At 61.2% G+C, this 25,350-nt stretch carries 24 protein-coding genes; 20 read left to right on the top strand and 4 right to left on the bottom strand.

The annotated features are described in order from the left end of the window. Nucleotides 1-229: 229 nt before the first annotated feature. The 4 genes from AB4P94_RS00220 to AB4P94_RS00205 all read left to right on the top strand — a co-directional run bounded on the left by AB4P94_RS00220 (nucleotide 230) and on the right by AB4P94_RS00205 (nucleotide 4,391). Nucleotides 230-2,131, top strand: a complete 1,902-nt coding sequence (locus tag AB4P94_RS00220) for a potassium transporter Kup (protein WP_395608913.1) — start codon at nucleotides 230-232, stop codon at nucleotides 2,129-2,131. Between the two features lie 126 nt (nucleotides 2,132-2,257). After that, nucleotides 2,258-3,364, top strand: a complete 1,107-nt coding sequence (locus AB4P94_RS00215) for an NADH:flavin oxidoreductase/NADH oxidase (protein WP_395608912.1) — start codon at nucleotides 2,258-2,260, stop codon at nucleotides 3,362-3,364. 100 nt (nucleotides 3,365-3,464) lie between these two features. After that, on the top strand, nucleotides 3,465-4,010 hold the full coding sequence (locus AB4P94_RS00210; RefSeq protein WP_395608911.1) for a GNAT family N-acetyltransferase: 546 nt from the start codon (nucleotides 3,465-3,467) through the stop codon (nucleotides 4,008-4,010). Nucleotides 4,011-4,205: 195 nt separating this feature from the next. Beyond that, nucleotides 4,206-4,391 carry a hypothetical protein gene (locus AB4P94_RS00205; protein WP_395608910.1) on the top strand — a complete coding sequence of 62 codons (186 nt, stop codon included), beginning with the start codon at nucleotides 4,206-4,208 and terminating at the stop codon, nucleotides 4,389-4,391. 155 nt (nucleotides 4,392-4,546) lie between these two features. On the opposite strand, the gene AB4P94_RS00200 is transcribed toward AB4P94_RS00205, so the two are convergent. Continuing rightward, complete coding sequence (locus tag AB4P94_RS00200; RefSeq protein ID WP_395608909.1) at nucleotides 4,547-6,172, bottom strand: glucan biosynthesis protein D; 1,626 nt, start codon at nucleotides 6,170-6,172, stop codon at nucleotides 4,547-4,549. Between the two features lie 314 nt (nucleotides 6,173-6,486). Between AB4P94_RS00200 and AB4P94_RS00195 the strand changes: the two genes are divergently transcribed. From AB4P94_RS00195 to AB4P94_RS00120, 16 genes are all read left to right on the top strand, one after another. Then, on the top strand, nucleotides 6,487-7,194 hold the full coding sequence (locus AB4P94_RS00195; RefSeq protein WP_395608908.1) for a tellurite resistance TerB family protein: 708 nt from the start codon (nucleotides 6,487-6,489) through the stop codon (nucleotides 7,192-7,194). Between the two features lie 151 nt (nucleotides 7,195-7,345). Further along, nucleotides 7,346-8,968, top strand: a complete 1,623-nt coding sequence (locus AB4P94_RS00190; RefSeq protein WP_395608907.1) for a methyl-accepting chemotaxis protein — start codon at nucleotides 7,346-7,348, stop codon at nucleotides 8,966-8,968. Beyond that, nucleotides 8,968-9,480 (top strand): chemotaxis protein CheW, encoded by a 513-nt coding sequence (locus tag AB4P94_RS00185; protein ID WP_395608906.1) that lies wholly within the window; start codon nucleotides 8,968-8,970, stop codon nucleotides 9,478-9,480. Before AB4P94_RS00190 ends, AB4P94_RS00185 begins: the two co-directional genes overlap by 1 nt. Further along, the gene (locus AB4P94_RS00180) at nucleotides 9,477-10,736 is read left to right on the top strand and encodes a CheR family methyltransferase (protein ID WP_395608905.1); all 1,260 of its coding nucleotides are present in this window, start codon (nucleotides 9,477-9,479) and stop codon (nucleotides 10,734-10,736) included. Before AB4P94_RS00185 ends, AB4P94_RS00180 begins: the two co-directional genes overlap by 4 nt. Continuing rightward, nucleotides 10,733-11,434, top strand: coding sequence for a chemotaxis protein CheW (locus AB4P94_RS00175; RefSeq protein ID WP_395608904.1), 702 nt, complete (start codon nucleotides 10,733-10,735; stop codon nucleotides 11,432-11,434). Before AB4P94_RS00180 ends, AB4P94_RS00175 begins: the two co-directional genes overlap by 4 nt. Beyond that, nucleotides 11,431-13,713, top strand: a complete 2,283-nt coding sequence (locus AB4P94_RS00170) for a hybrid sensor histidine kinase/response regulator (protein ID WP_395608903.1) — start codon at nucleotides 11,431-11,433, stop codon at nucleotides 13,711-13,713. The genes AB4P94_RS00175 and AB4P94_RS00170 overlap by 4 nt, the downstream gene beginning before the upstream one ends. Next, complete coding sequence (locus tag AB4P94_RS00165) at nucleotides 13,710-14,720, top strand: chemotaxis response regulator protein-glutamate methylesterase (RefSeq protein WP_395608902.1); 1,011 nt, start codon at nucleotides 13,710-13,712, stop codon at nucleotides 14,718-14,720. Before AB4P94_RS00170 ends, AB4P94_RS00165 begins: the two co-directional genes overlap by 4 nt. A 52-nt stretch (nucleotides 14,721-14,772) precedes the next feature. After that, the gene (locus AB4P94_RS00160) at nucleotides 14,773-15,774 is read left to right on the top strand and encodes a diguanylate cyclase (protein ID WP_395608901.1); all 1,002 of its coding nucleotides are present in this window, start codon (nucleotides 14,773-14,775) and stop codon (nucleotides 15,772-15,774) included. Between the two features lie 234 nt (nucleotides 15,775-16,008). Continuing rightward, nucleotides 16,009-17,104 (top strand): peptide chain release factor 2 gene (gene prfB, locus AB4P94_RS00155; RefSeq protein ID WP_096236834.1). Its coding sequence is split into 2 segments (ribosomal slippage): nucleotides 16,009-16,080 and nucleotides 16,082-17,104, totalling 1,095 coding nucleotides; the frame shifts between segments, so codons are not numbered across the junction. A gap of 109 nt (nucleotides 17,105-17,213) precedes the next feature. Continuing rightward, entirely contained in the window at nucleotides 17,214-18,713 is a 1,500-nt protein-coding gene (lysS, locus tag AB4P94_RS00150; RefSeq protein WP_395608900.1) for a lysine--tRNA ligase, read from the top strand. A gap of 150 nt (nucleotides 18,714-18,863) precedes the next feature. Continuing rightward, nucleotides 18,864-19,580, top strand: a complete 717-nt coding sequence (locus AB4P94_RS00145) for a TetR/AcrR family transcriptional regulator (protein WP_395608899.1) — start codon at nucleotides 18,864-18,866, stop codon at nucleotides 19,578-19,580. Nucleotides 19,581-19,708: 128 nt separating this feature from the next. Beyond that, nucleotides 19,709-20,257, top strand: coding sequence for a hypothetical protein (locus AB4P94_RS00140; protein ID WP_395608898.1), 549 nt, complete (start codon nucleotides 19,709-19,711; stop codon nucleotides 20,255-20,257). Between the two features lie 21 nt (nucleotides 20,258-20,278). Further along, nucleotides 20,279-21,556, top strand: a complete 1,278-nt coding sequence (locus AB4P94_RS00135; protein WP_124361575.1) for a flavohemoglobin expression-modulating QEGLA motif protein — start codon at nucleotides 20,279-20,281, stop codon at nucleotides 21,554-21,556. 101 nt (nucleotides 21,557-21,657) lie between these two features. Next, a complete protein-coding gene (locus tag AB4P94_RS00130) occupies nucleotides 21,658-22,563 on the top strand; it encodes an alpha/beta hydrolase (RefSeq protein WP_395608897.1) in 906 nt (301 codons plus the stop codon). Continuing rightward, a complete protein-coding gene (locus AB4P94_RS00125; RefSeq protein WP_395608896.1) occupies nucleotides 22,560-22,886 on the top strand; it encodes a hypothetical protein in 327 nt (108 codons plus the stop codon). Before AB4P94_RS00130 ends, AB4P94_RS00125 begins: the two co-directional genes overlap by 4 nt. Nucleotides 22,887-23,012: 126 nt before the next feature. After that, nucleotides 23,013-23,303: a hypothetical protein gene (locus AB4P94_RS00120; RefSeq protein ID WP_395608895.1), complete on the top strand. Its 291-nt coding sequence runs from the start codon at nucleotides 23,013-23,015 to the stop codon at nucleotides 23,301-23,303. Between the two features lie 43 nt (nucleotides 23,304-23,346). Here the strand turns inward: AB4P94_RS00120 and AB4P94_RS00115 are convergent, their stop codons facing one another. The 3 genes from AB4P94_RS00115 to AB4P94_RS00105 form a co-directional block, all read right to left on the bottom strand. After that, nucleotides 23,347-24,132 (bottom strand): OmpA family protein, encoded by a 786-nt coding sequence (locus AB4P94_RS00115; protein ID WP_395608894.1) that lies wholly within the window; start codon nucleotides 24,130-24,132, stop codon nucleotides 23,347-23,349. Between the two features lie 56 nt (nucleotides 24,133-24,188). Then, the gene (locus AB4P94_RS00110; RefSeq protein WP_395608893.1) at nucleotides 24,189-24,614 is read right to left on the bottom strand and encodes a DUF4398 domain-containing protein; all 426 of its coding nucleotides are present in this window, start codon (nucleotides 24,612-24,614) and stop codon (nucleotides 24,189-24,191) included. A gap of 282 nt (nucleotides 24,615-24,896) precedes the next feature. Continuing rightward, a complete protein-coding gene (locus AB4P94_RS00105) occupies nucleotides 24,897-25,241 on the bottom strand; it encodes a pilin assembly protein (protein ID WP_395608892.1) in 345 nt (114 codons plus the stop codon). Nucleotides 25,242-25,350: the final 109 nt, after the last annotated feature.

Raw genomic sequence — 25,350 nt, 5'->3', positions numbered from 1 at the left:
TTGGCACGCCTCTGATCAAAAAGTGCGCAATTCTAGCGACGAGCAGCGCACTTGACCAGCTTTATGCAGGGAAATGCGACGAGTGCTGCGCTATGCTTCGCGCCGTTGCACACGGGTGAAACCCCGAGGTCAATAAAACGTCTGTTACGAGAAGTAAAACAGCGCATGCTAGGGTCAGCTTAGACGTGCTGTTTATAAAAGACCTCAGGTCAAAGGGCAGGAGTGGTTGATGGGTCAGGCAAGTAGTCAGGCGGCAGGTGCCGAGCATTCCAACGCAAAGCCGATCGGCATGCTGGTGGCGGCGGTCGGGGTGGTGTACGGCGATATCGGTACCAGCCCGCTCTATACCCTTAAAGAGGTGTTCACTGGCGGTTACGGGGTTCAGGTCAACCATGACGGCGTGCTGGGGATTCTGGCGCTGATCTTCTGGTCGCTGATCTGGGTCGTGTCGATCAAATACATGCTGTTCGTGTTGCGCGCCGACAACCAGGGCGAGGGCGGCATCATGGCGCTGACCGCGTTGGCGCGACGCGCGGCAGGGGAGCGCAAGAAGCTGCGCAGTTTCCTGGTGGTGTGTGGCCTGTGCGGCGCGGCGCTGTTCTACGGCGACAGCATGATCACCCCGGCGATTTCCGTATTGTCGGCCATTGAAGGCCTGGAACTGGCGTTCGACGGCCTGGAAAAATGGGTGGTGCCGATTGCCTTGGTGGTGCTGGTGGCACTGTTCCTGATCCAGAAACACGGCACCGACCGCATCGGCAAGCTGTTCGGGCCGGTGATGGTCACCTGGTTCCTGGTGCTGGGTGGCCTCGGTGTGTATGGCATCACCCTGCACCCTGAAGTGCTCAGCGCGCTGAACCCGATGTGGGGCGTGCGTTTCTTCCAGAGCCATCCGGGCATTGGCCTGGCGATCCTTGGCGCAGTAGTGCTGGCCTTGACCGGCGCCGAAGCGCTGTACGCTGACATGGGCCACTTTGGCCGCAAGCCGATTGCCCGCGCCTGGTTCATCCTGGTGCTGCCGGCGCTGGTGCTCAATTACTTCGGTCAGGGCGCCATGCTGCTGGGCGACCCGGAAGCCGCGCGCAACCCGTTCTACCTGCTGGCGCCAAGCTGGGCGCTGATCCCGCTGGTGGTGTTGTCCACCCTGGCCACGGTGATTGCGTCCCAGGCGGTGATTTCCGGCGCGTTCTCGTTGACGCGCCAGGCGATCCAGCTGGGTTACATCCCGCGCATGCACATTCAGCACACCTCCAGCGCCGAGCAAGGCCAGATTTACATTGGCGCGGTGAACTGGTCGCTGATGGTCGGCGTGATCCTGCTGGTGCTGGGCTTCGAGTCCTCCAACGCCTTGGCCTCGGCGTATGGCGTGGCGGTGACCGGCACCATGCTGATGACCACCATCCTGGTGTCGGCGGTGATGTTGCTGCTGTGGAAATGGCCACCAATCCTGGCGGTGCCGGTGCTGGTCTGCTGCCTGTTGGTGGACGGCCTGTACTTTGCCGCCAACGTGCCGAAAATCATCCAGGGCGGCGCTTTCCCGGTGCTCGCGGGGATCGTGCTGTTCGTGCTGATGACCACCTGGAAGCGCGGCAAGCAACTATTGGTGGACCGCCTCGACGAAGGCGGCCTGCCGCTGCCGATCTTTATCGGCAGTATCCGCGTGCAGCCGCCGCACCGCGTGCAGGGCACGGCGGTGTTTCTGACCGCGCGGCCCGACGCCGTGCCTCACGCGCTGTTGCACAACCTGCTGCATAACCAGGTGTTGCATGAGCAAGTGGTGTTGTTGACGGTGGTCTACGAGGACATTCCTCGCGTGCCGGTTACACGGCGTTTTGAGGTGGATTCCTATGGTGAAGGCTTCTTCCGGGTGATCCTGCACTTCGGTTTTGCCGACGAGCCGGATGTGCCCGAAGCCCTGAAGTTGTGCCATCTGGACGACCTGGATTTCAGCCCGATGCGCACCACCTACTTCCTCAGCCGCGAAACCGTGATTGCCTCGCGCATCAAGGGCATGGCGCGCTGGCGCGAAGCGCTGTTCGCCTTCATGTTGAAAAACGCCAACGGCAACCTGCGTTTTTTCAAGCTGCCGGTCAACCGCGTGATCGAGCTGGGCACTCAGGTCGAAATGTAAGCGGCTGCCGCACGGGGGCCGGCAACCGGCTCCCGTTTTCCGATTGAATTCTGTGCGATCCACCGTTGTCGACTAGGCTCTAAGCACTGTTTGAATAGTGCCCACAGAGCCCAGAAGAGGTGCGCCATGAGTCAACTGCTCGAACCCTATACCCTGCGCCAATTGACCCTGCTCAACCGCATTGCCGTATCGCCAATGTGCCAATACTCGGCCGAGGACGGCCTGGCCAATGACTGGCACCTGGTGCACCTCGGCAGCCGCGCCGTGGGGGGCGCCGGGCTGATCTTCACTGAAGCCACCGCCGTGACTGCCGATGGCCGCATCACCGCCCAGGACCTGGGGTTGTGGAAAGACGAACAGATCGAGCCGCTGCAACGCATCACGCGTTTTATTGCTGCGCAGGGCGCGGTGGCGGGGATTCAACTCGCCCACGCCGGGCGCAAGGCGAGCACGCATCGGCCGTGGATCGGCCAACACGGCAGCGTCAAACCGCAAGAGGGCGGTTGGGTGCCGGTGGGGCCGTCGCCGATTGCGTTTGACCCCAACCACACTCAGCCCAAGCAACTGGATGAAGGGCAAATCCGCCAGCTGATCAGTGATTTTGTCGCCGCCGCCAAACGCGCCTTGACCGCCGGTTTCGAAGTGGTGGAAATCCACGCCGCCCACGGTTACCTGCTGCACCAGTTCCTCTCGCCCATCAGCAACCAGCGCCAGGACCAGTATGGCGGCTCCTTTGAAAACCGCATCCGCCTGGTGCTGGAGGTGACGAAGGCCGTGCGCGAAGTCTGGCCGCAGGAGCTGCCGCTGTTTGTGCGGGTCTCGGCCACGGATTGGGTGGAAGACGGCTGGAACCCCGATGAAACCGTAGAGCTGGCGCGGCGCCTGAAGGACTTGGGCGTGGACCTGATCGACGTGTCCTCGGGCGGCACCGCCGCCAATGCCGAGATTCCCGTCGGCCCTGGTTACCAGACGCGTTTTGCCGAGCGGGTGCGCAAAGAGTCGGGCATCGCCACCGGCACCGTTGGCATGATCACCGAGCCGGCCCAGGCCGAGCACATTTTGCGCACCTGCCAGGCGGACATCATTTTCCTCGCCCGTGAACTGCTGCGTGACCCCTATTGGCCGCTGCATGCTGATGACGATCTGGGCGGGCGCAAAGCCATTTGGCCGGCGCAATATCAACGGGCGACCCACCGTGACCAGCCGATCCATGAGTCTGATCTGAGGGATTGATCCCACAGCCGTCGCAGAAACCCACCCTGATCCGGTGGGTTTTTTCTTGCCTGCGTTTAACGCAACCCTGATGCTTGCCGCTCAAAAGCAGGAGGCCATCATGCTGGTGGAGCGAGCGTTAAACGAAAGCGATATCCCGTTGCTGGCAAGCATCGACCGCACGGAATTGGTTCACGAATGCTATCGCCTGGAAAACGGCGAGCTGGTGCTGTACGCCGACTTCCACGACATGCGCGGCTGGCCGGAAGGCGAGGCCGAGCAGGATGCCGTGGCGCTGCGCGCTTGCCTCAAACGCGGCGGCTGGCTGTGGGGTGTGTTCGATGGCGCGGCGTTAGTGGCGGCCGTGGTGGTGGACAACCGTCTGATTCGTAACCAGAACCTGGACCTGCGGCAGTTGAAGTTCCTGCACGTCAGCCATTCTGTGCGTGGCAGGGGGCTGGGTGGTCGGCTGTTTGCGCTGGCCTGTGAGCATGGCCGGGAAGCGGGCGTGGATGCGCTGTATGTATCTGCCACCGAATCGCGCAACACCGTGGATTTTTACCGGCGTCTCGGCTGCCTGTTGCTGCAGCAACCCGACCCCGAGCTGTTTGCGCAGGAACCGCATGACATTCACCTGTACCGGCCATTGCGTGAGAAAGGCCTGTAGGTCTTTGTTACCTCGACAGTTTTTTAAGTGAATACTCTAAAAAAATCCCACACGTCAGCAGATTGTTTCTACGCTTAGGGTAAGTCTGATTTCTGGCCCAGGGAGTCAGTCTGTTTGTCCGGGGAGGCCTTGCACTTCGCGCAAACCGGGTGATGGGCACCAGGAGTTTGAGATCGATATCAGGAGAAACAGTCCATGGCCAAGTCCTATGGTGTTGCGGGTGTGGTGATGTCTTTTCTGACCCGCAGGGTGCGCTTGCGTGGCCGGAGGCTGAGTTCGGATGAGGCGCAATTGCTGGAGCAGTACCGCGCCCTGACCGAAAACGATCAGGTGGCGATGCGGTATCTGATTGGGGCGATGAAGAGTGTGTCGCGGTTCTGATTGCAGAGTGGAGCCGGGCTTTTTGTGGCGAGCAAGCTTGCTTGCGCTGGACCGGGCTGGCGCTCCAGTGCGAAGCACTCCCAAAATTCTGGGGCCGCTGCGCAGCCCAGCGGGAGCAAGCTCCCTCGCCACAAAACCATTTTCCATCTCTTGAATCAGGTGTACTTGCGCGCCTCTGGCGCAGGCGGGAAGTACTGGTACAGCCAGGTTTCACTCAAGGTGCGGTCCTGCGTGCGGATAAACAGGCGCAGCTCCACCGGCTCCACGCTGTCGCTGGTCGGGTACCAGTCGAACAGAATGCGGTAGCCCTTGATGTTGTCGAGCACCAGCACGCTGAAATCCTTCACCTCACCGTGGGAGCAGGTCACGACCGGTTCAATCCCGGTGCCGGCCGGCAGGCGGTCGAGGCCACCGCCCTTGAAGTCCACGGCAAAACGGCGCGCCCAGACTTGTGGATAGTGCTCACCCGGCGCCCAGCCTTCGGTGAAGCCGCCCATGCCTGAGCGGGTCGCGTCGACTTGGGCCAGTGGTGTACTCACGGGCGGCAGGGCGCTCCAGTACAGCTTGTAGCCGTAATTCAGCGAATCGCCGGCAGCCACCGGCTTTTTCGGGGTCCAAAAGGCCACGATGTTGTCGAGGGTTTCGCCGGTGGTGGGGATTTCCAGCAGGTCGATCGAGCCTTCACCCCAGGCCGTGGTCGGTTCGACCCACAGGCTTGGACGTTTGCTGTACCAGTCCACGGTGTCCTGGTAGCTGGCGAATTCATGGTCGGTCTGCACCAGGCCGAAACCTTTCGGGTCTTTGTCGGCAAACGCGTTGAATTGCAATTTGGCCGGGTTGTTCAGCGGGCGGCAGATCCACTCGCCGTTGCCACGCCACATGGCCAGGCGGTCCGAGTCGTGGATTTGCGGGTGGATGGTGTCGCACATCCGGCGCTCATGGGTGCCGCAGCTGAACATGCTGGTCATCGGCGCGATGCCCAGCTGTTCAATGGTGGTACGCGCATTGATATGGGCGTCGATGGCCATCACCACCTGGTTGGCCTGGCAGTCGATATCGAAGCGGTAGGCGCCGGTGGCGCTCGGCGAGTCGAGCAGGGCGTAGACCACAAAGCGCGTGGCGTCCTTGTCCGGGGTTTCGAACCAGAACTGCGTGAAGTCGGGGAATTCCTCGCGTTTTTTCGCGTAGGTGTCGATGGCCAGGCCGCGGGCGGAGAGGCCGTACTGGCCGGTCGAATCCACCGCGCGGAAATAGCTGGCGCCGAGAAACGACAGCACATCATGGCGGTCCAGCTCGGGCGCCTTGAACAGTTTGAAGCCGGAGAACCCCAAATCGCCGGTCAGCTGTTGGGTGTCCACGGTGGTTTTTGCGTAGTTGAACAGCGAAGGGCGGAAATGCACCTCGCGCGCTTCTCGGGTCTTGGGGTCGACGCTGTGCATGCGCACCGGCGTCTTGAAACCCATGCCGACGTGGAAGAATTGCACGTCGAGCTGGCCGTTCAGCTCCTTCCACAGCGAATGGTTGCCGTCGTAGCCGATGGCGTTGAAATTTTGCGGGGTCATGGTCGCCAGAGTCGGCGGCAGCACCTGCTTGGTGTCTTTGTAAGCAGCCCCGGCCAGTTGTTTGGCCTGGGTTTTGAGCGATTCAAAATCAAATGCAACGGCCTTGCCGTCGGCGGCACGGTTGCCGGCCCAGGCTTGCGCAGCGAGCAGGCCGCTGGCCGATAAACCGGTGTAGGCCGCAATGGCCATGGACGCTTTGAGCAAATTCCTGCGGTGCATAGAGACAACCTGTCGTGAGCAAATCCCGCGCCCTTCCTGGCACGTAGCGGATCAGAAATAACGGTTCGGACATGCCTTCGGCCAAACGCAACGGACAATAAACAGACGCCGGATAGCTTAAGCGGTTCGATGGTGTAGGAAAAATGATTGATGGCGGGGTGATGGCGTTTCATATGAAACAAGGCATTTCCGCCGCAGGTCCGTTTTTCGCTGTGGCGTTACATCTGGAAGCACTCTATATCGCGGCTTTTTGGCACTTGGTTTTACGCTGGGTGCCTATTGCTCCACTGAACCCAAGTACCTGGAGGCTGCGAATGAATACCCGTGGATTGCTCGATCAGTTGCTCAAATCTGGCCAGGACATGCTGCAAAAGAAAGCCGGTGGCCAACATAAGCAGGACGATAAGGGTGCCCTTGGCGTCCTGCTCGGTGGCGGCGGGCTCGGCAGTTTGCTCGGTGGTGCCGGTGGCGGGGCGCTCGCGGCGGGTGCCATGGGGCTGTTGCTGGGTAACAAGAAAGCCCGCAAGTTCGGCGGCAAGGCCCTGACGTATGGCGGGTTGGCCGCGCTGGGGGTGATTGCCTACAAGGCCTACGGCAACTGGCAGGCGCAACAGGCCAATGCGCCCCAAGGCGAGCCGCAAACCATCGATCGCCTGCCACCGGCCCAGGTTGAGCAGCACAGCCAGGGCATCCTCAAGGCGTTGGTGGCCGCCGCCAAAGCTGACGGGCATGTGGACGAACGCGAACGCGCGCTGATCGAAGGTGAATTCACCAAGCTCGACAACGACCGCGAGTTGCAAAGCTGGCTGCATGCCGAGCTCAACAAACCCCTCGACCCCGCCGATGTCGCCCGCGCGGCGGGCACCCCGGAAATGGCGGCGGAGATGTACATCGCCAGCGTGATGCTGGTGGACGAAGAGAATTTCATGGAAAAGGCGTATCTGGACGAGCTGGCACGCCAACTCAAACTCGAGCCCGGTTTAAAGGCCGAGCTGGAAAAACAGGTACGGCTGAACCAATAGCTCACAGTTTTAACCGAGTGAGGCTTGGTCCCTGGTGGGTAGGCCTGGGTGTTTTTGCATTCTGTGAGCGCTACATCAAAACCCGTTGATAAATGAGGGCTTCTGCTCAGCTATACTCGTCGGCATTTGATCGGCCCTTCGAGGAAATACTGTGAAGAACTGGACCTTGCGCCAACGGATCTTGGCTAGCTTTGCGGTCATTATCGCCATCATGCTGTTAATGGTTGTGGTCTCTTATTCGCGGTTGCTGAAGATCGAGGTCAGCGAAGAGGCGGTCCGTGATGACGCGGTGCCGGGGGTTTATCTCAGTTCGATGATCCGCAGCGCCTGGGTCGACAGTTACCTGCAAACCCTGGAATTGCTGGGCCTGCGCGACGACAAGGGCTTGACTGACGCCGACAAGGCCGACTTCAAGTCGTTCGAGGCGCGTATTCAGCAGCAGATGGCCAACTACCAGAAAACCGTCAATGGTCGCGACGACCAAGCGGAGTTCGACAGGTTCGAAACCCTGCACCAGGCCTACAACAAGAGCCTGGCTACCGTACTCGACAGCCTGCAACGCAATGATCTGGCTGCCGCGCGCAAAGAGTTCACGACCACCCTGACGCCCGCCTGGACGGCAGGGCGGATGAAACTCAACGACATCATCACTGAAAACAAGGACGTCGCCGACCGCGCCACCACGGCCATCGATGACGCAGTCGCCGCCGCCAAAGTCAGCATGTTTGTGTCGTTGGCCCTGGCCATCCTCGCCGCCGGGCTGTGCGGGCTGCTGCTGATGCGCGCCATCATGGCGCCGATGCAGCGCATCGTTTCGATCCTGGGCACCATGCGTGACGGTGACTTGAGCAAGCGCTTGAACCTGGAGCGCAAGGACGAATTCAACGCGGTGGAAACCGGCTTCAACGACATGATGACCGAGCTCACAGCCCTGGTGTCCCAGGCCCAGCGCTCCTCGGTGCAGGTGACCACCTCGGTCACCGAAATCGCCGCCACCTCCAAGCAGCAACAGGCCACGGCCACTGAAACGGCAGCCACCACCACTGAAATCGGTGCCACTTCCCGCGAGATCGCTGCCACGTCCAAGGACTTGGTCCGCACCATGACCGAAGTGTCCACCGCCGCCGATCAGGCCTCGGTGGCCGCCGGTTCCGGCCAGCAAGGCCTGGCGCGGATGGAAGAGACCATGCACTCGGTAATGGGCGCTGCTGACCTGGTCAACGCCAAGCTGGCGATCCTCAACGAGAAGGCCGGCAACATCAACCAAGTGGTGGTGACCATCGTCAAGGTCGCCGACCAGACCAACCTGTTGTCGCTTAACGCTGCCATCGAGGCCGAGAAAGCCGGTGAATACGGTCGCGGCTTTGCCGTGGTGGCCACCGAAGTGCGCCGCTTGGCCGACCAGACCGCCGTGGCCACCTACGACATCGAGCAGATGGTGCGCGAAATCCAGTCGGCGGTATCGGCGGGGGTGATGGGCATGGATAAGTTCTCCGAAGAAGTGCGCCGCGGCATGTCCGAGGTGCAGCAAGTCGGCGAGCAGCTGTCGCAGATCATCCATCAGGTTCAGGCGCTGGCGCCGCGGGTGTTGATGGTCAACGAAGGCATGCAGGCCCAGGCCACCGGCGCCGAGCAGATCAACCACGCGCTGGTGCAATTGGGCGATGCCAGCAGCCAGACCGTGGAGTCCCTGCGCCAGGCCAGCTTTGCCATTGATGAATTGAGCCAGGTTGCGGTCGGTCTGCGCAGCGGCGTGTCGCGTTTCAAAGTCTGATGAGCGACCTCGCGGCTAAACGCGGCGCCGTCCCGGCGGCCAAAAAAGCGCTGTTCCTGGTGTTTCACATCGGCAGCGAGCGGTATGCCCTCAAGGCCACGGAAGTGGCCGAGGTGCTGCCGCGCCTGCCGCTCAAACCCATCGCCCACGCGCCGGTGTGGGTGGCGGGTATCTTTGCGCACCGGGGCGTGCTGGTGCCGGTCGTCGACCTGAGTGCCCTGACCTTCGGCGCCGCCGCCCAGGCTCGTACCAGCACGCGGCTGGTGCTGGTCAATTATCAGCCGCAGCCGTGGGTCGAAGCGCGCTGGCTCGGGCTGATCCTGGAGCAAGCCACCGACACCCTGCGTTGCGACCCTGCCGAGTTTCAGCCCTATGGCCTGGACAATCGCGAAGCGCCTTACCTGGGGCCGGTGCGTGAAGACGCGGCGGGCCTGATGCAGTGGATCGGCGTGGATGACCTGTTGACGGAAGATGTGCGTACTTTGCTGTTTAGCGCCGAGCTGAGCCTATGAGCAGCGACCCGCGGTTCTCGGCCTTTCTGAAAGAGCGCATCGGCCTGGACGTCGCCTCGGTAGGCGAGGCGATCATCGACCGTGCCGTGCGCCAGCGCAGCCAGGCCGTACACGCGCAGACGCTGGAAGATTACTGGCAGCGCCTGCAAAGCGCCCATGACGAGCAGCAAGCGCTGATCGAAGCGGTGATCGTGCCCGAAACCTGGTTTTTCCGTTACCCCGAATCCTTTGCGACCCTGGCCCGCCTGGCCAAGGCGCGCCTGGCCGAGATCAAGCAGATGCGCGCGTTGCGCATTTTGAGCCTGCCGTGTTCCACCGGCGAAGAACCCTATTCGATTGCCATGGCCTTGCTTGACGCAGGCTTGGCCCCGCACCAGTTCAAGGTGCAGGGCATGGACGTCAGCCCATTGTCGGTGGACCGCGCGCGCCGTGGCGTGTACGGCAGGAATTCGTTTCGCGGTGCGGATATCGGGTTTCGCGACCATCATTTCACCGAGCAACCGGACGGTTACCGCATCGACGACCGGGTGCGCGATCAGGTACGCCTGCAAGTCGGCAACCTGCTGGACCCGGCGCTGCTGGCGAATGAGCCGACCTACGATTTCGTGTTCTGTCGCAACCTGCTGATCTACTTCGACCAACCGACCCAGAAGCAAGTCTTCGATGTGCTCAAGGGCCTGACCCACGTGGACGGCGTGCTGTTTATCGGCCCCGCCGAGGGCAGCTTGCTCGGTCGCCATGGCATGCGCTCGATCGGCGTGCCGCAATCCTTTGCGTTCAGCCGGCATGTAGAGCCGTTCACGCCGCAGCCGGCGTTTGTGCCGATGCCGGCGCCATTGCCCCAGCGCAGTGCCGCGCCGATTCCGCCCAAGCCGCGCCCGTTCAGCACCACGCGTGCCCAGGTGGTGCCGATCAAGGCCGCGCAATCCGACGCGGGCGACCTGCTCAGCCGGATCGCCACCCTGGCCAACGAGGGCAAAAGTGCCGAGGCGCGTGCCGCCTGTGAACAGTATTTGAGTAACCACCCGCCGGCCGCCCAGGTGTTTTACTGGCTGGGGCTGCTCAGCGATGTGGCCGGCAGTGCCCTGGAAGCCCAGGGGTATTATCGAAAAGCCTTGTACCTGGAACCCCAGCACCCGCAGGCCTTGATGCACTTGGCCGCGTTGCTGGAATCCCAGGGCGACAGTGCGGGGGCGCGCCGTTTGCAAGCACGCGCCGCCCGCAGCGAGCGAGCTGACAGTGAGCCCAAACGATGAGTAGCCCCGACGCGCTCGACACCGCAGGCCTGGACCTGACCCTGGCCGATACCCAAGCCATCGACGATTGCTGGAACCGCATCGGCATCCATGGCGACAAGTCCTGCCCGCTGCTGGTGGACCATATCCATTGCCGCAATTGCTCGGTGTATTCCGCCGCCGCCACGCGCTTGCTCGACCGCTATGCCTTGCAGCAGGACGACCGTCGCCCGCAGGCGCAGGCCGACGTGGATTCGGATGTGGTCACCCGCTCGCTGCTGATGTTCCGCCTCGGCGAAGAATGGCTGGGCATTGCCACCCGCTGCCTGGTGGAAGTGGCGCCGTTGCAGCCGATTCATTCGCTGCCGCACCAGCGTTCCCGTGCACTGCTCGGCGTGGCCAATGTGCGCGGCGCGCTGGTGGCGTGCCTGTCGCTGGTGGAACTGCTCGGGCTGGACAGCACCGGCAATGGCGTGAGCGGCGGGCGCATCATGCCGCGCATGCTGATCATTGCCGCGCAGGACGGCCCGGTGGTGGTGCCGGTGGATGAAGTGGACGGCATTCATGCGATAGACGAACGCGTCCTGAAGGCTGCGTCGGCCTCCGGCACCCAGGCCAGCGCGCGTTACACCCAGGGCGTATTGCAGTGGAAAGGCCGCAGCCTGCGTTGGCTGGACGAGGCGCAATTGTTGTCCGCCGTGACCCGGAGCCTCACATGACCCCCGACCAGATGCGCGATGCCTCGCTGCTGGAACTGTTCAGCCTGGAAGCCGATGCGCAAACCCAGGTGCTGAGCGCCGGTTTGCTGGCCCTGGAACGCAACCCGACCCAGGCCGACCAGCTCGAAGCCTGCATGCGCGCGGCGCACTCGCTCAAGGGGGCGGCGCGGATTGTCGGCGTGGACGCGGGCGTCAGCGTGTCGCACGTCATGGAGGATTGCCTGGTCAGCGCCCAGGAAGGCCGTCTGTACCTGCAACCCGAACATATCGATGCGCTGCTGCAAGGCACTGACCTGCTGATGCGCATCGCCACACCCGGCAATGACGTGGGCCCGGCGGACATCGAGGCCTATGTCGCGCTGATGGAGCGTTTGCTCGACCCGTCCCAGGCCCCGGTTAAAAAAGTTGTGCCGCCGCCCGAGCCCGCCCCCCAGCCAGCTCCGGTGATCGAAGCACTGGCGCCGGAACCTGAGCCCGCGCCGCCGGTCGCCGCTGCGCCGCCGCGCCAGAACAAACCCATGACCGAGGGCGGCGAGCGCGTGCTGCGCGTGACCGCCGAGCGCTTGAACAGCCTGCTCGACCTGTCGAGCAAATCCTTGGTGGAAACCCAGCGGCTCAAGCCTTACCTGGCCAGCATGCAGCGCCTCAAGCGCATTCAAAGCAACAGTGCGCGTGCCCTGGACGCGCTGGACGGCCAGCTCAAGGCCCTGGATTTGAACCTCGAAGCCCAGGAGGCCTTGGCCGACACACGCCGCCTGTTGAGTGAGGCGCAGGCGTTGCTGGCGGAGAAAACCGCCGAGCTGGATGAGTTCGGCTGGCAGGCCGGGCAGCGCGCCCAGGTGCTCTATGACACCGCGTTGGCCTGCCGCATGCGCCCGTTTGCCGATGTGCTGGCCGGGCAAGTGCGCATGGTGCGCGACCTCGGCCGCAGCCTGGGCAAGCAGGTGCGCCTGGAAATCGAGGGCGAAAAGACCCAGGTGGACCGCGACGTACTGGAAAAACTCGAAGCACCGCTGACCCATCTGCTGCGCAATGCCGTCGACCACGGCATCGAAATGCCCGAACAGCGCATTTTGGCCGGCAAGCCGGCCGAAGGCGTGATTCGCCTGCGCGCGTCCCATCAGGCCGGTTTGCTGGTGCTGGAGTTGAGTGACGACGGCAATGGTGTCGACCTGGAGCGCCTGCGCGGCACCATCGTCGACCGCCACCTCTCGCCGCTGGAAACCGCGCTGCGCCTGAGCGAAGAGGAACTGCTGACGTTCCTGTTCCTGCCGGGTTTCAGCCTGCGTGACAAGGTGACGGAAGTGTCCGGGCGCGGCGTTGGCCTGGATGCGGTGCAGCATATGGTGCGCCAGTTGCGTGGCGCCGTGGTGCTGGAGCAGACCGCGGGGCAGGGCAGCCGTTTTCATCTGGAAGTGCCGCTGACGTTGTCGGTGGTGCGCAGCCTGGTGGTGGAAGTCGGCGAGGAGGCCTACGCGTTCCCGCTGGCGCATATCGAGCGCATGTGCGACCTGTCGCCGGACGACATCGTGCAACTGGAAGGCCGCCAGCATTTTTGGCACGAGGGCCGGCACGTTGGCCTGGTGGCCGCCAACCAGCTGTTGCAGCGCCCGCCGGGGCAGGGCAATGCGGACACGCTGAAAGTCGTGGTGATCCGCGAACGCGATGCGGTGTATGGCATCGCGGTGGAGCGTTTCATCGGCGAGCGCACCCTGGTGGTGTTGCCGTTGGATAACCGTTTGGGCAAGGTCCAGGACATTTCCGCCGGAGCCTTGCTCGATGACGGCTCAGTGGTGTTGATCGTCGATGTCGAAGACATGCTGCGTTCGGTGGATAAATTGCTCAACACCGGGCGCCTGGAACGCATTGCCCGGCGTAGCCAGCAGGCTACCGAAGCGCCGCGCAAGCGCGTGCTGGTGGTGGACGACTCGCTCACCGTGCGTGAGCTTCAACGCAAATTGTTACTAAACCGTGGTTATGAAGTGGCGGTTGCGGTCGATGGCATGGATGGCTGGAACGCCTTGCGCTCCGAAGACTTTGACCTGCTCATCACTGACATTGATATGCCTCGTATGGACGGGATCGAATTGGTCACACTCTTGCGCCGTGATAGCCGCCTGCAATCGTTGCCGGTGATGGTGGTGTCGTACAAGGACCGTGAAGAAGACCGGCGCCGTGGCCTTGACGCGGGCGCCGACTATTATTTAGCCAAGGCCAGTTTCCACGATGATGCCTTGCTGGACGCCGTGGTCGAACTGATTGGAGGAGCCCGGGCATGAGGATTGCGATCGTCAATGACATGCCCCTGGCGGTGGAGGCCTTGCGCCGTGCCCTGAGTTTCGAGCCCGCGCACGAGGTGGTCTGGGTGGCGAACAATGGTCTGGAAGCCGTGCAGCGTTGCGCTGAACTGACCCCGGACCTGATTTTGATGGACTTGATCATGCCGGTGATGGACGGCGTGGAAGCCACGCGGCAGATCATGGCTGATACACCGTGCCCGATCGTGATCGTTACCGTGGACCGCCAGGCCAACGTCAGCCGTGTGTTCGAAGCCATGGGCCATGGCGCCCTGGATGTGGTGGATACCCCGGCGCTCGGCGTGGGCAACCCCAAGGATGCGGCGGCGCCATTGTTGCGCAAGATCCTCAATATTGGCTGGCTGATCGGCCAGCGGGGCAGCCGCGTACGCGCCGAAACCGCGGCGCCACGCATCACCGGCAAGCGCCAGAGCCTGGTGGCGATCGGTTCATCGGCTGGAGGGCCGGCAGCACTGGAAGCCTTGCTCAAAGGCTTGCCACGGGACTTTCCCGCCGCCATCGTGCTGGTGCAGCATGTTGACCAGGTGTTTGCCGCCGGTATGGCCGAGTGGCTGAGCAGCGCCTCCGCGTTGCCGGTGCGCCTGGCCCGCGAGGGCGAACCGCCACAAAGTGGCGTGGTATTGCTGGCGGGCACCAACCACCACATTCGCCTGTTGAAAAACGGCACGCTAGCCTATACAGCAGAGCCAGTGAACGAGATCTACCGGCCTTCGATCGATGTGTTTTTCGAGAGCGTGGCCAGCCACTGGAACGGTGATGCCGTTGGTGTGTTGCTGACCGGCATGGGGCGAGACGGGGCCCAGGGCCTCAAGTTGTTGCGTGAACAAGGATATTTGACCATCGCCCAGGATCAGCAGAGCTCGGCGGTGTATGGCATGCCCAAAGCGGCGGCGGCAATTGATGCTGCTGTTGAAATTCGCCCACTGGACAGAATTGCGCCCCGATTGCTGGAGGTTTTTGCAAAATGATCAAGACCTCCCGCTGTGCTGGTTTGCAGGAAAGTAATTCAGGTGACTGCACATGAATGATTTACAGATCGACGACATCAAGACCGACGAAAACGCCGCCATGGTGTTGCTGGTCGATGACCAGGCCATGATCGGCGAGGCGGTACGCCGCGGCCTGGCCCATGAAGAAAACATCGACTTCCATTTTTGCGCGGACCCGCACCAGGCCATTGCCCAGGCGATCCGCATCAAGCCGACCGTCATCCTGCAAGACCTGGTAATGCCGGGCCTCGACGGCCTGACGTTAGTGCGCGAATACCGCAACCACCCGGCCACGGCGAATATCCCGATCATTGTGCTGTCGACCAAGGAAGACCCGCTGATCAAGAGCGCGGCGTTTTCGGCGGGGGCCAACGATTACCTGGTCAAGCTGCCGGACAACATCGAGCTGGTGGCGCGCATTCGCTATCACTCGCGCTCCTACATGACCCTGATCCAGCGCGACGCGGCGTACCGCGCATTGCGCGTCAGCCAGCAGCAGTTGCTCGACACCAACCTGGTGCTGCAACGCCTGATGAACTCCGATGGCCTGACCGGGCTGTCCAACCGTCGGCACTTCGATGAGTACCTGGAACTGGAGTGGCGCCGTGCCATGCGTGACCAGACCCAGTTGTCGTTGCTGATGATCGACGTGGACTTCTTCAAGACCTACAACGACAGCTTCGGTCACGTCGAAGGCGACGAAGCCTTGCGCAAGGTGGCCGCGACCATCCGTGAAGCCAGCAGCCGCCCCTCGGACCTGCCGGCGCGTTACGGCGGTGAAGAGTTCGCGCTGGTGCTGCCGAACACCTCACCGGGCGGTGCCCGCCTGGTGGCAGAAAAGCTGCGCATGGCGGTGGCCGCGCTGAAAATCCCGCATAACGCGCCTGCCGAAGGTGCAAGCCTGACCATCAGCATCGGCCTGTCGACCATGACGCCTGTGCAGGGCACGGATTGCCGGCAGTTGATCATGGCGGCGGACAAGGGTTTGTATACGGCCAAGCACAATGGGCGTAATCAGGTGGGTATCGAGTAGCCAGCCCGCCTCAAAATTCCTGTGGGAGCTGGCTTGCCTGCGATAGCGGTCTATCAGAGACAGATCTGTTAGCTGACATACCGCCATCGCAGGCAAGCCAGCTCCCACATTTGATCTCTATCGTCTTATAGATCGTCTACAAAACCTGCCTTTTCGCCAAGCGGGCTGCCGTTCCACCCGGTTTGTCGTTATACTCGTCGGCTTTCAAAAGTTCGCCAACGAGTGCTGCCCGCCATGGAAATCAACCCGATCCTTAACACCATCAAGGACCTGTCCGAGCGCTCCGAAACTATTCGGGGGTATCTTTGACTACGATCAAAAGCATGAGCGTCTGACCGAAGTCAATCGCGAGCTTGAAGATCCGGCTGTCTGGAACAAACCTGAATACGCCCAGGAACTGGGCCGCGAGCGCGCTGCGCTGGCACAGATCGTCGATACCCTCGACGAACTGAACACTGGTCTGGGCGATTGCCGTGACCTGCTGGACATGGCCGTCGAAGAAAATGACGAAGGCGCAGTGGGCGATGTCGTCGCCGAGCTGGCCCGTCTTGAGGAAAACCTCGCCAAACTCGAATTCCGCCGCATGTTCAGCCATGAAATGGACCCGAACAACGCCTACCTGGACATCCAGGCCGGTTCCGGCGGCACCGAAGCCCAGGACTGGGCCAACATCCTGCTGCGCATGTACCTGCGCTGGGCTGACAAGCGCGGTTTCGACGCAACCATCATGGAACTGTCGGCCGGTGAAGTCGCTGGTATCAAGGGCGCGACCGTGCACATCAAGGGCGAATACGCCTTTGGCTGGCTGCGGACCGAGATCGGCGTACACCGTTTGGTGCGCAAGAGCCCGTTCGACTCCGGCAACCGTCGCCACACTTCGTTCTCCGCCGTTTTCGTCTCGCCAGAGATCGACGACAAGGTGGAAATCGAGATCAACCCGGCCGACCTGCGCATCGACACCTACCGCTCCTCCGGCGCCGGTGGTCAGCACGTAAACACCACCGACTCGGCCGTACGTATCACCCACGTACCGACCAACACCGTGGTCAGCTGCCAGAACGAACGTTCCCAGCACGCCAACAAGGACACCGCCATGAAAATGCTGCGGGCCAAGTTGTACGAGCAGGAAATGCAGAAACGCAACGCCGCGTCGCAAGCGCTGGAAGACACCAAGTCGGACATCGGCTGGGGTCACCAGATTCGCTCTTATGTGCTCGATGCGTCGCGGATCAAGGATCTGCGCACCAACATCGAACGCAGCGACTGCGACAAGGTGCTCGACGGCGACATCGACGAATACCTGGAAGCCAGCCTGAAATCAGGCCTGTAACACACGCAATGCGGGATTGCCTGACACTCCGCGATCCCTGTGGGAGCGGGCTTGCCCGCGATCCCCAGCCGAAGGCTGGGGCAACGAACCTGATGGAAAATCTAAAGACATGAGCGACCAACAACTCGACCAGGCCCTGCAACAGGAAGAAAACTCCCTGATCGCCCTGCGCAAGGAAAAGCTTGCTGCCGAGCGCGCCAAGGGCAATGCCTTCCCCAACGACTTCCGCCGCGAAAACTACTGCGATGCCTTGCAGAAACAGTACGCGGACAAGACCAAGGAAGAGCTGGCAGAGGCTGCGATCCCGGTCAAGGTGGCAGGTCGCATCATGCTCAACCGTGGCTCGTTCATGGTGATCCAGGACATGACCGGGCGCATTCAGGTCTACGTCAACCGCAAAACCCTGTCCGAAGAAACCCTGGCCTCGGTGAAAACCTGGGACATGGGCGACATCATCGCGGCCGAAGGCACTTTGGCCCGTTCCGGCAAGGGCGACCTGTACGTTGAAATGACAAACGTACGCCTGCTGACCAAATCCCTGCGCCCGCTGCCGGACAAGCACCACGGCCTGACCGACACGGAGCAGCGCTACCGCCAGCGCTACGTTGACCTGATCGTCAACGAAGACGTGCGCCAGACTTTCCGCGTACGTTCGCAAGTGATTGCGCACATCCGCAGCTTCCTGATGGCACGTGACTTCCTGGAAGTGGAAACGCCGATGCTGCAAACCATCCCCGGTGGTGCCGCAGCCAAGCCGTTCGAAACCCACCACAACGCGCTGGACCTGGAAATGTTCCTGCGTATCGCGCCAGAGCTGTACCTCAAGCGCCTGGTGGTTGGCGGCTTCGAAAAAGTGTTCGAGATCAACCGCAACTTCCGTAACGAAGGCGTTTCGACTCGTCACAACCCTGAATTCACCATGTTGGAGTTCTACCAGGCCTACGCCGACTACGAAGACAACATGGACCTGACTGAAGAACTGTTCCGCGAGCTGGCACAGCTGGTCCTGGGCAGCACCGACGTGCCGTACGGCGACAAGGTGTTCCACTTCGGCGAGCCGTTCGTGCGCCTGTCGGTGTTCGACTCGATCCTCAAGTACAACCCTGAGTTGACCGCTGACGACCTGAACGATATCGACAAGGCCCGCGCCATCGCCAAGAAAGCCGGCGCCAAGGTGCTGGGCTTCGAAGGCCTGGGCAAGTTGCAGGTGATGATTTTCGAAGAGCTGGTCGAGCACAAGCTGGAGCAGCCGCACTTCATTACCCAGTACCCGTTCGAAGTGTCGCCGCTGGCCCGTCGCAACGACGACAACCCGAACGTCACCGACCGTTTCGAGCTGTTCATCGGCGGCCGCGAAATCGCCAACGCCTACTCCGAGCTTAACGACGCGGAAGACCAGGCCGAGCGCTTCATGGCCCAGGTGGCCGACAAGGACGCCGGCGACGACGAAGCCATGCATTACGACGCCGACTTCGTCCGCGCGCTGGAATACGGCATGCCGCCGACGGCCGGTGAAGGTATCGGCATCGACCGGTTGGTGATGTTGCTCACCAACTCGCCGTCGATTCGGGACGTGATCCTGTTCCCGCACATGCGGCCGCAAGCGTAACCGTAGTGAAATCCGAAGCCGCCTTTTATAAGGCGGCTTTTTTGTGTGGCGTATTCAGCCGTCAACAGAACGGCGCCAGGTGATCGTTCCCACACTCTGGGTGGGAATGCAGCCCGTGACGCTTGGCGTCACCCTTAGAGGAAAACTGTCGTGAACCGCGTAATGGCTCAAGAAGGCGCCTCCGGCATTGCTGCAGCCGTGGCTGAAAGTGTCCAGTACCAGGGCCGCAAGGCCAGTCGCCGGGGCAGCGAGCAACGCAGGCAAGATATTCTCGATGCGGCCATGCGCATCGTGGTCCGTGATGGCGTGCGGGGCGTGCGCCACCGTGCGGTGGCGGCAGAGGCCGGGGTGCCGTTGTCGGCCACCACTTACTATTTCAAGGACATCGATGACCTGCTCACCGATACCTTCGCCCAATACGTCGAGCGCAGCGCGGCCTTCATGGGCAAGTTGTGGGTGCGCAATGAAGGCCTGCTGCGCGAGATGGTCGCCTATGGTGATGGCAGCCCGCAGTCGCGTTCGCAACTGGCCGATGACATCGCGCGGCTGACCGCCGACTATGTGCAGCGCCAATTGGCCAACCGCCGCGAACACCTGATGGCCGAGCAGGCGTTTCGCCAGGAAGCGTTGCTGAACCCGCGCCTGGCCGAGCTGGTGCGCTCCCACCAACAGATCCTGCTGCAAGGCACCGGGCAGTTTTTCCAGATGTTGGGTTCGCGCGAGCCACAACAGGATGCCAAAGTGTTGACGGCGATAATCGGTCGGATGGAATATCAGGGTCTGCTTGGCGGCCCAGAGCCTCTGACCGGTGAAGAGATGCTTGAGATCCTCAAGCGTTACATGCATTTGGTGTTGGCGTCGGTCTAGCCAAACCTATGCGCGATCCGCTTTATGTGGGAGCTGGCTTGCCTGCGATACAGACACCTCGGTTAACTTGAAACACCGAGGTGCCTGTATCACAGGCAAGCCAGCTCCCACACCTGACGGGGTATTGGATGAAAGCTTGGCGTGTCGCAGTAATCAGCTTGTCGTTCCTGCTGCTCAGCGGTTGCCTGGTCACCTTCAAAGACCCCTTGCCCGCCCGTGAAGCCGCGCCAGAGGCCTTGATTGGCCATTGGTCGAGCAAAAACGCCTGGGGCGAGCCGCTCAATTTGCAGATCACTCACGCCGGTGCGCATCGCTATAAAGCCGTGAGCTACCCTAAAGCCAAGCCCGGCCAGCGCGATGAATATGTATTTACCGTGTCGCACCATGGCAGCCGCTGGTATTTGTCGGCGCCGCTGCCGACCAAGCTGGGTGGGCATTTCATCCTTGCCGGCTTTGAGTTCGACGAAAAACACGAATTGGTGGTCTACAACCTCGACCTTGAGCAAATTCATCAAGCCGTAGGTCAGAAAGCATTGCACGGCAGCACCGTGGAAACCGTCGAAGGCGACGGCGTGCTGGTCGACAGCCCCATGGAACAGGTATTTGCTTACCTGGATGACCCGGCCAATGCCGATGTGTTCGTTGAAGCCGTGCGCTACAAGCGCACGGGTAAATAACGTTTAAAGAGGAAGCACCGGGTGGACGATTACCAGCAGACGATACGCACCTTGTCTGATCGCATTGTGCTGGCGCAAACACCGATTCGTGTCCTCGACGCCGTGAAGTGGGACGAAAACATTCGTCAGGGATTTCTCAAGGCCAAAGGCAAGGCCATGCCTGCCGTGGACCGCGATTACTACCTCAACCGGCCGCTGTCGTTCGACTCCAGCGCCGTGAAGCTGGAATTCCAGAACATTGAGCGCGACATTACCCGCCGCCTTGGCCAGTTCAGCCCGGTGGGGCAGATCATGCGCCGCATGTGCCGTGAATACCGCATGGTGGTGCGCATGCTCGAAGCGCGCGGCACCGAGGATTTCGGCCTGATCTCCCAGGAGCTTTACGGCGCCGCCTCCGACGCGTTCCACGCCGGCGACCCGACCTTGGCTGACCTGGGCCTGATGCTGTCCGACTACCTGAACAATATCGACGGCCGTGGCGACTTGAAGGATGAAGCCAAGACCCTCACGGCCAAGGACGCCGTGGCCCTGCTGCAAACCCGGCTGAACAAGGTGTTTGGCGAGGCCGAGGAAACCATCCGCGTGTTCGAGTCCGATGGCATCGTCGCTGACGCGGCGGCGGGGGCCGACTACATCAAGATCCGCGCCGACGCGATGTTCAACGACCGCGATGTGCGCGCCCTGGAAGTGCATGAAGGTCTGGTTCACGTGGGTACCACGCTCAATGGCCAGAACCAGCCGATCTGCACCTTTCTGTCCAAGGGCCCGCCGTCGTCCACCGTGACCCAGGAAGGCCTGGCGATTCTGATGGAGATCATCACGTTTGCCTCTTACCCGAGCCGCCTGCGCAAATTGACCAACCGCACCCGCGCGATTCACATGGTGGAGGAGGGCGCCGACTTCCTGCAGGTGTTCGAGTTCTTCCGTGAGCAGGGCTTTGAAATGGCTGAAAGCTACGGCAATGCCAGTCGCGTATTTCGCGGCTCTGTGCCGACGGGTCTGCCGTTTACCAAGGATTTGTCCTACCTCAAGGGCTTCATCATGGTCTACAACTACATCCAGCTCGCCGTGCGCAAGGGCAAGCTGGAACAAGTGCCGCTGCTGTTCTGCGGCAAGACCACCCTGGAAGACATGCGCACCCTGCGCCAACTGGTCGACGAAGGCCTGGTGGTGCCGCCCAAATACCTGCCGGAGCAGTTTCGCGACATGAACGCGCTGGCGGCGTGGATGTGTTTCTCCAACTTCCTCAACCACCTGAGCCTGGACCGGATCGAGGCGGATTACTCCAATATCCTCTGAAGAAACCAGGTTCAGAATGTGGGAGCTGGCAAGCCAGCTCCCACAGTTGATCTCATTCATTCTTGAGAAATCAGTAAAACCTACCAGCGAGGCTTCAACGGATGAGAATCCTCGGCATTCTTTGCCTGCTACTCACATTGAACGGCTGCAGCTCCCTGCTGTTTTACCCCGAGCCCGGCCTGCCGTTCACGCCGCAAAAAGCCCATCTGCAATACCGCGACGTTACCCTCACCACCGCCGACGGCGTGAAGCTGCACGCCTGGTGGCTGCCGGCCAAACCCGGCGTGCCGCTCAAAGGCACGGTGCTGCACTTGCATGGCAACGGCGGCAACCTCGCCTGGCACTTGGGGGGGAGTTGGTGGCTGCCGGAGCAGGGCTATCAAGTGTTGTTGCTGGACTACCGCGGCTATGGCCTGTCCGAGGGCAAACCGTCGTTGCCGGCGATCTACCAGGACATCGACGCCGCCTTCAGTTGGCTCGACAAAGCCCCTGAAACCCGGCACCAACCGCTTATCGTGCTCGGCCAGAGCCTTGGCGGCGCATTGGCTGTGCATTACCTGGCAGCCCATCCCGAGCGCCAAATCCAACTCAAGGCGCTGGTGCTCGACGGCGTGCCTGCCAGTTATCGTGACGTAGGACAATTTGCCCTCAGCACCTCTTGGTTAACATGGCCGTTTCAAGTGCCCTTGTCCTGGCTGGTGCCCGATGGCGACAGTGCGATCAATGGCATGCCCCGGTTGACTGGCGTGCCCAAGCTGTTGTTCCACAGCCTGGATGACCCGATCGTGCCGCTGGCCAACGGTATCCGCCTGTATCAGGCTGCCCCGGCACCGAGAGTGCTGCAACTGACGCGTGGCGGGCATGTGCAGACCTTTGCCGACAAGACCTGGCAAACCGTGATGCTGCGCTATCTGGACGACCCGCAGCACTTCAACGGCCTGCGCCGCCTGGGCGAGATTCCGAATTATCCAACTCCAAAAACTGATTCATCAGAGAGCCCGCAATGAGCGAAGAACGCAACATGATCCCGCTGATCCTCACCGGCATCGGCACCATCATCGGCACCGTTGGCTGCCTGTGGTACTACGGCTACTTGCACTTCGCCAAGCCCGAGGACGCGTTGCTGCTCAGCGACTTCACCCTGCTCAAGACCGTGCCGGGCGAGGACTACAAAATCTCCCTGACCCCGGCCGCGCAAGTGGCGCAATGTGTGGATGGTGTGCTGGTGATGTTTGATACCGAGCAGAAAGGCTTGAGCGGTGTACTGGTGAACAACAAGAAACAGGCTGTGCGCTGCATGGGCCAGCAAACCCCTCAATTACAGGAGTAGGCCCACTCTCCATCCGCAGGTTATCGCCGTAGAAATATTTGGAACCGTATCGTGTAAGCCACCACTGATTGGGAGTGTCAGCGCCGCTGGCATCAACTTACGCATAGCGAATCTGGGAGTGTGACGATGATACCGGGCCTTGATGGTTTGATGGGTGCTGCTGGCAAGATGATGGAGATGATCAAAGGTCTTGAAAGCCTGAACCAGGGCGGTCAGCAAGGCGGCGGGCAAGGTGCCGGTCAAGCGGGCGGTGGGAAAGGCGGGATTGATATTGAGCAGCTCATGAAAATGCTGGACGGTGGCGAAGGGGCTTCACAAGACGAGCTCAAAAAACGGGCTTCAGGCAGCGAAGGGCTTGGCAAAATGTTGGAGCAGGGCGATAGCAAAGGCTCAATAAACACTTCTTCCGAAGCCTAAAAAAACCCACCGAAAGGTGGGTTTTTTATCCTTCGACAACGAATCAGTTAGCGACGGAAGACCGTGGCTTGACCGGTTGGTTGTCGTTGGAGATGGTCACTTCAACGCGACGGTTCATGGCACGGCCCGACACGCTGCCGTTATCGGCAACCGGGTATTCCTTGCCGTAACCCTGGGTCACGATGCGCGAGATGTCCACGCCTTGCTGGGCCAGTGCACGTTGCACGGAAGCCGCACGACGCTCGGACAGGCTCTGGTTGTACGAGTCGGAACCGGTGCTGTCGGTGTAGCCTTCGACGATCACTTTACGGTCCGGGTTGTCGCGCAGGAACTGAGCCAGCTTGGTGATGTTCACCAGGCCGCTGGATTTCAGGTCGGACTTGTTGGTGGCGAACAGTACGTCACCGAAAGTCACCAGGGTGCCGCGGTCGGTTTGCTTGGCGTTCAAGCTGTTCTGCAGTTGCTTGATCTGCGCGTCACGGGCGTCCAGCAGTGCGCGGGCGCGTTCGTCGCCAGCGTTTTTCAGCTTGGCTTCGGATTCGCGCAGCACGATGGTGTCTTTCGCCACTTCAACGCGCTGGTTGGTCAGGTAAGCCAGTTGGTCGACTTTCTTCTCGTCTTCCTTGTCGCGGTAGGCCTTGTCAGCCTTGTCCAGCCACTCGCTGGCGTCTTTGGTTTCCAGCGCCGCGAGCTTGGTCGATTGCGGGTTGGTCTGCAGGGCCGAGAAGTTGGTCCGTGCGTTTTCCAGGTTCGCGTTAGGCGGGGTGGAGCAAGCCGCCAAGGCAACGCTCATCGCCAGCAGGGCAGGGATCATCAATTGTTTACGCATAGTCGTGTCGTCCTTTCAATTCGATATCAGGTGCGATGCAGTCAAGGGGAGGTGGCTTATTGCTGTTGGATCACAGCAGGGCGCATACCTTCCTTACGCAGCTCATCCACGGCTTTCTGAGAGTCCTTCACCGCTTGTTGGGCTTTGGCGGCCTGAGACTTGCGCTCAGCGACGCGAGCATCCCACTCGGCTTGTTCAGACAGCTGGCGAGCTTTGTCGTAGTTCTTGTCGTGCATGGCGATTTCGGCGGCTTTGAGTTTGTCCTGAGCCGACTTCATTTCCACAGGTGCGAATTCGGTACCACCGGCGCTGACTGCGCTGTTCACCGCAGACTGGGTCACGGCGTACTGCTCGGTCGGCGGGTTACCGGCGCAACCGGCCAGAATGAAGCTGGTGCCGATTGCCAGCGCGGCCAATTTGAGCCCGCGCAGGTGGTTAAACGAGGATTTGGCAGTGCTGGTCTTCATCGTCTTCAACTCCATTGGATAACTCCTGAAAAACATCAAATTCCATCGCTGTCGGTTGCTCGCGGGGCCCGGCGGCAAAGCCTGTGACGCCTGTTCAAACAACCGTTCCAAGTGATGGCTTACCTGCTGTGACCGGAGGCTTTTTTCAAAAGTTCAGAGAAGATGGCGATTTGCCTAAAAAAATTTCTGACTCATTGGTCAGCGTTTAAAAGTTGGAACTTTTGCCGCACGCAGCGGTACGCCGAGCCTCTGCGAGGCCCGGAATACAAGGGTTTTATAAAGAGTCGGGGATGTTTATCAGTGCTTCTGTTCGTCAGCACTGGCTGACAAATCATGCAGATAGCGCCGCGACAAAGTCAGAAAACGCGGGGTAGGGCCGACGTCTTCGTACAGCGGGTCGCCCTCTTCGTCGGTGGCAATCACCTGCTTGCCCTTGATATACGGAAAGCTCGCTTCGAGCTCTTCAAGGGCGGCGCCGATCAGCTCGCCCAGCAGCTCTTCGGTTTGACGTTTGGGGTACATCTCGGCAATGGCCGCCAGCCGTGCGGCGGATTCCACGTCCAGGTGAATCGCGTATTCGGTTTTGGTCAGGCGACCTTTGGCGTTCTCTTCCCAATGCTGGGCCAATTCTCGAATTTTCATGGCAACCTCAGTTAAGCCCGCGTGTTACGGGCGGTGATGAGTGACCGGCCACCGCGTGGATAACGTGGCGGCTTACTGTTGAGACTAGCTGCAAGCGCCAAGGTTTAAA

Source organism: Pseudomonas sp. B22129, from assembly GCF_044218875.1.
In the GTDB taxonomy this organism is placed as follows: domain Bacteria; phylum Pseudomonadota; class Gammaproteobacteria; order Pseudomonadales; family Pseudomonadaceae; genus Aquipseudomonas.
This window is presented reverse-complemented; position numbering and strand designations above follow the sequence as displayed.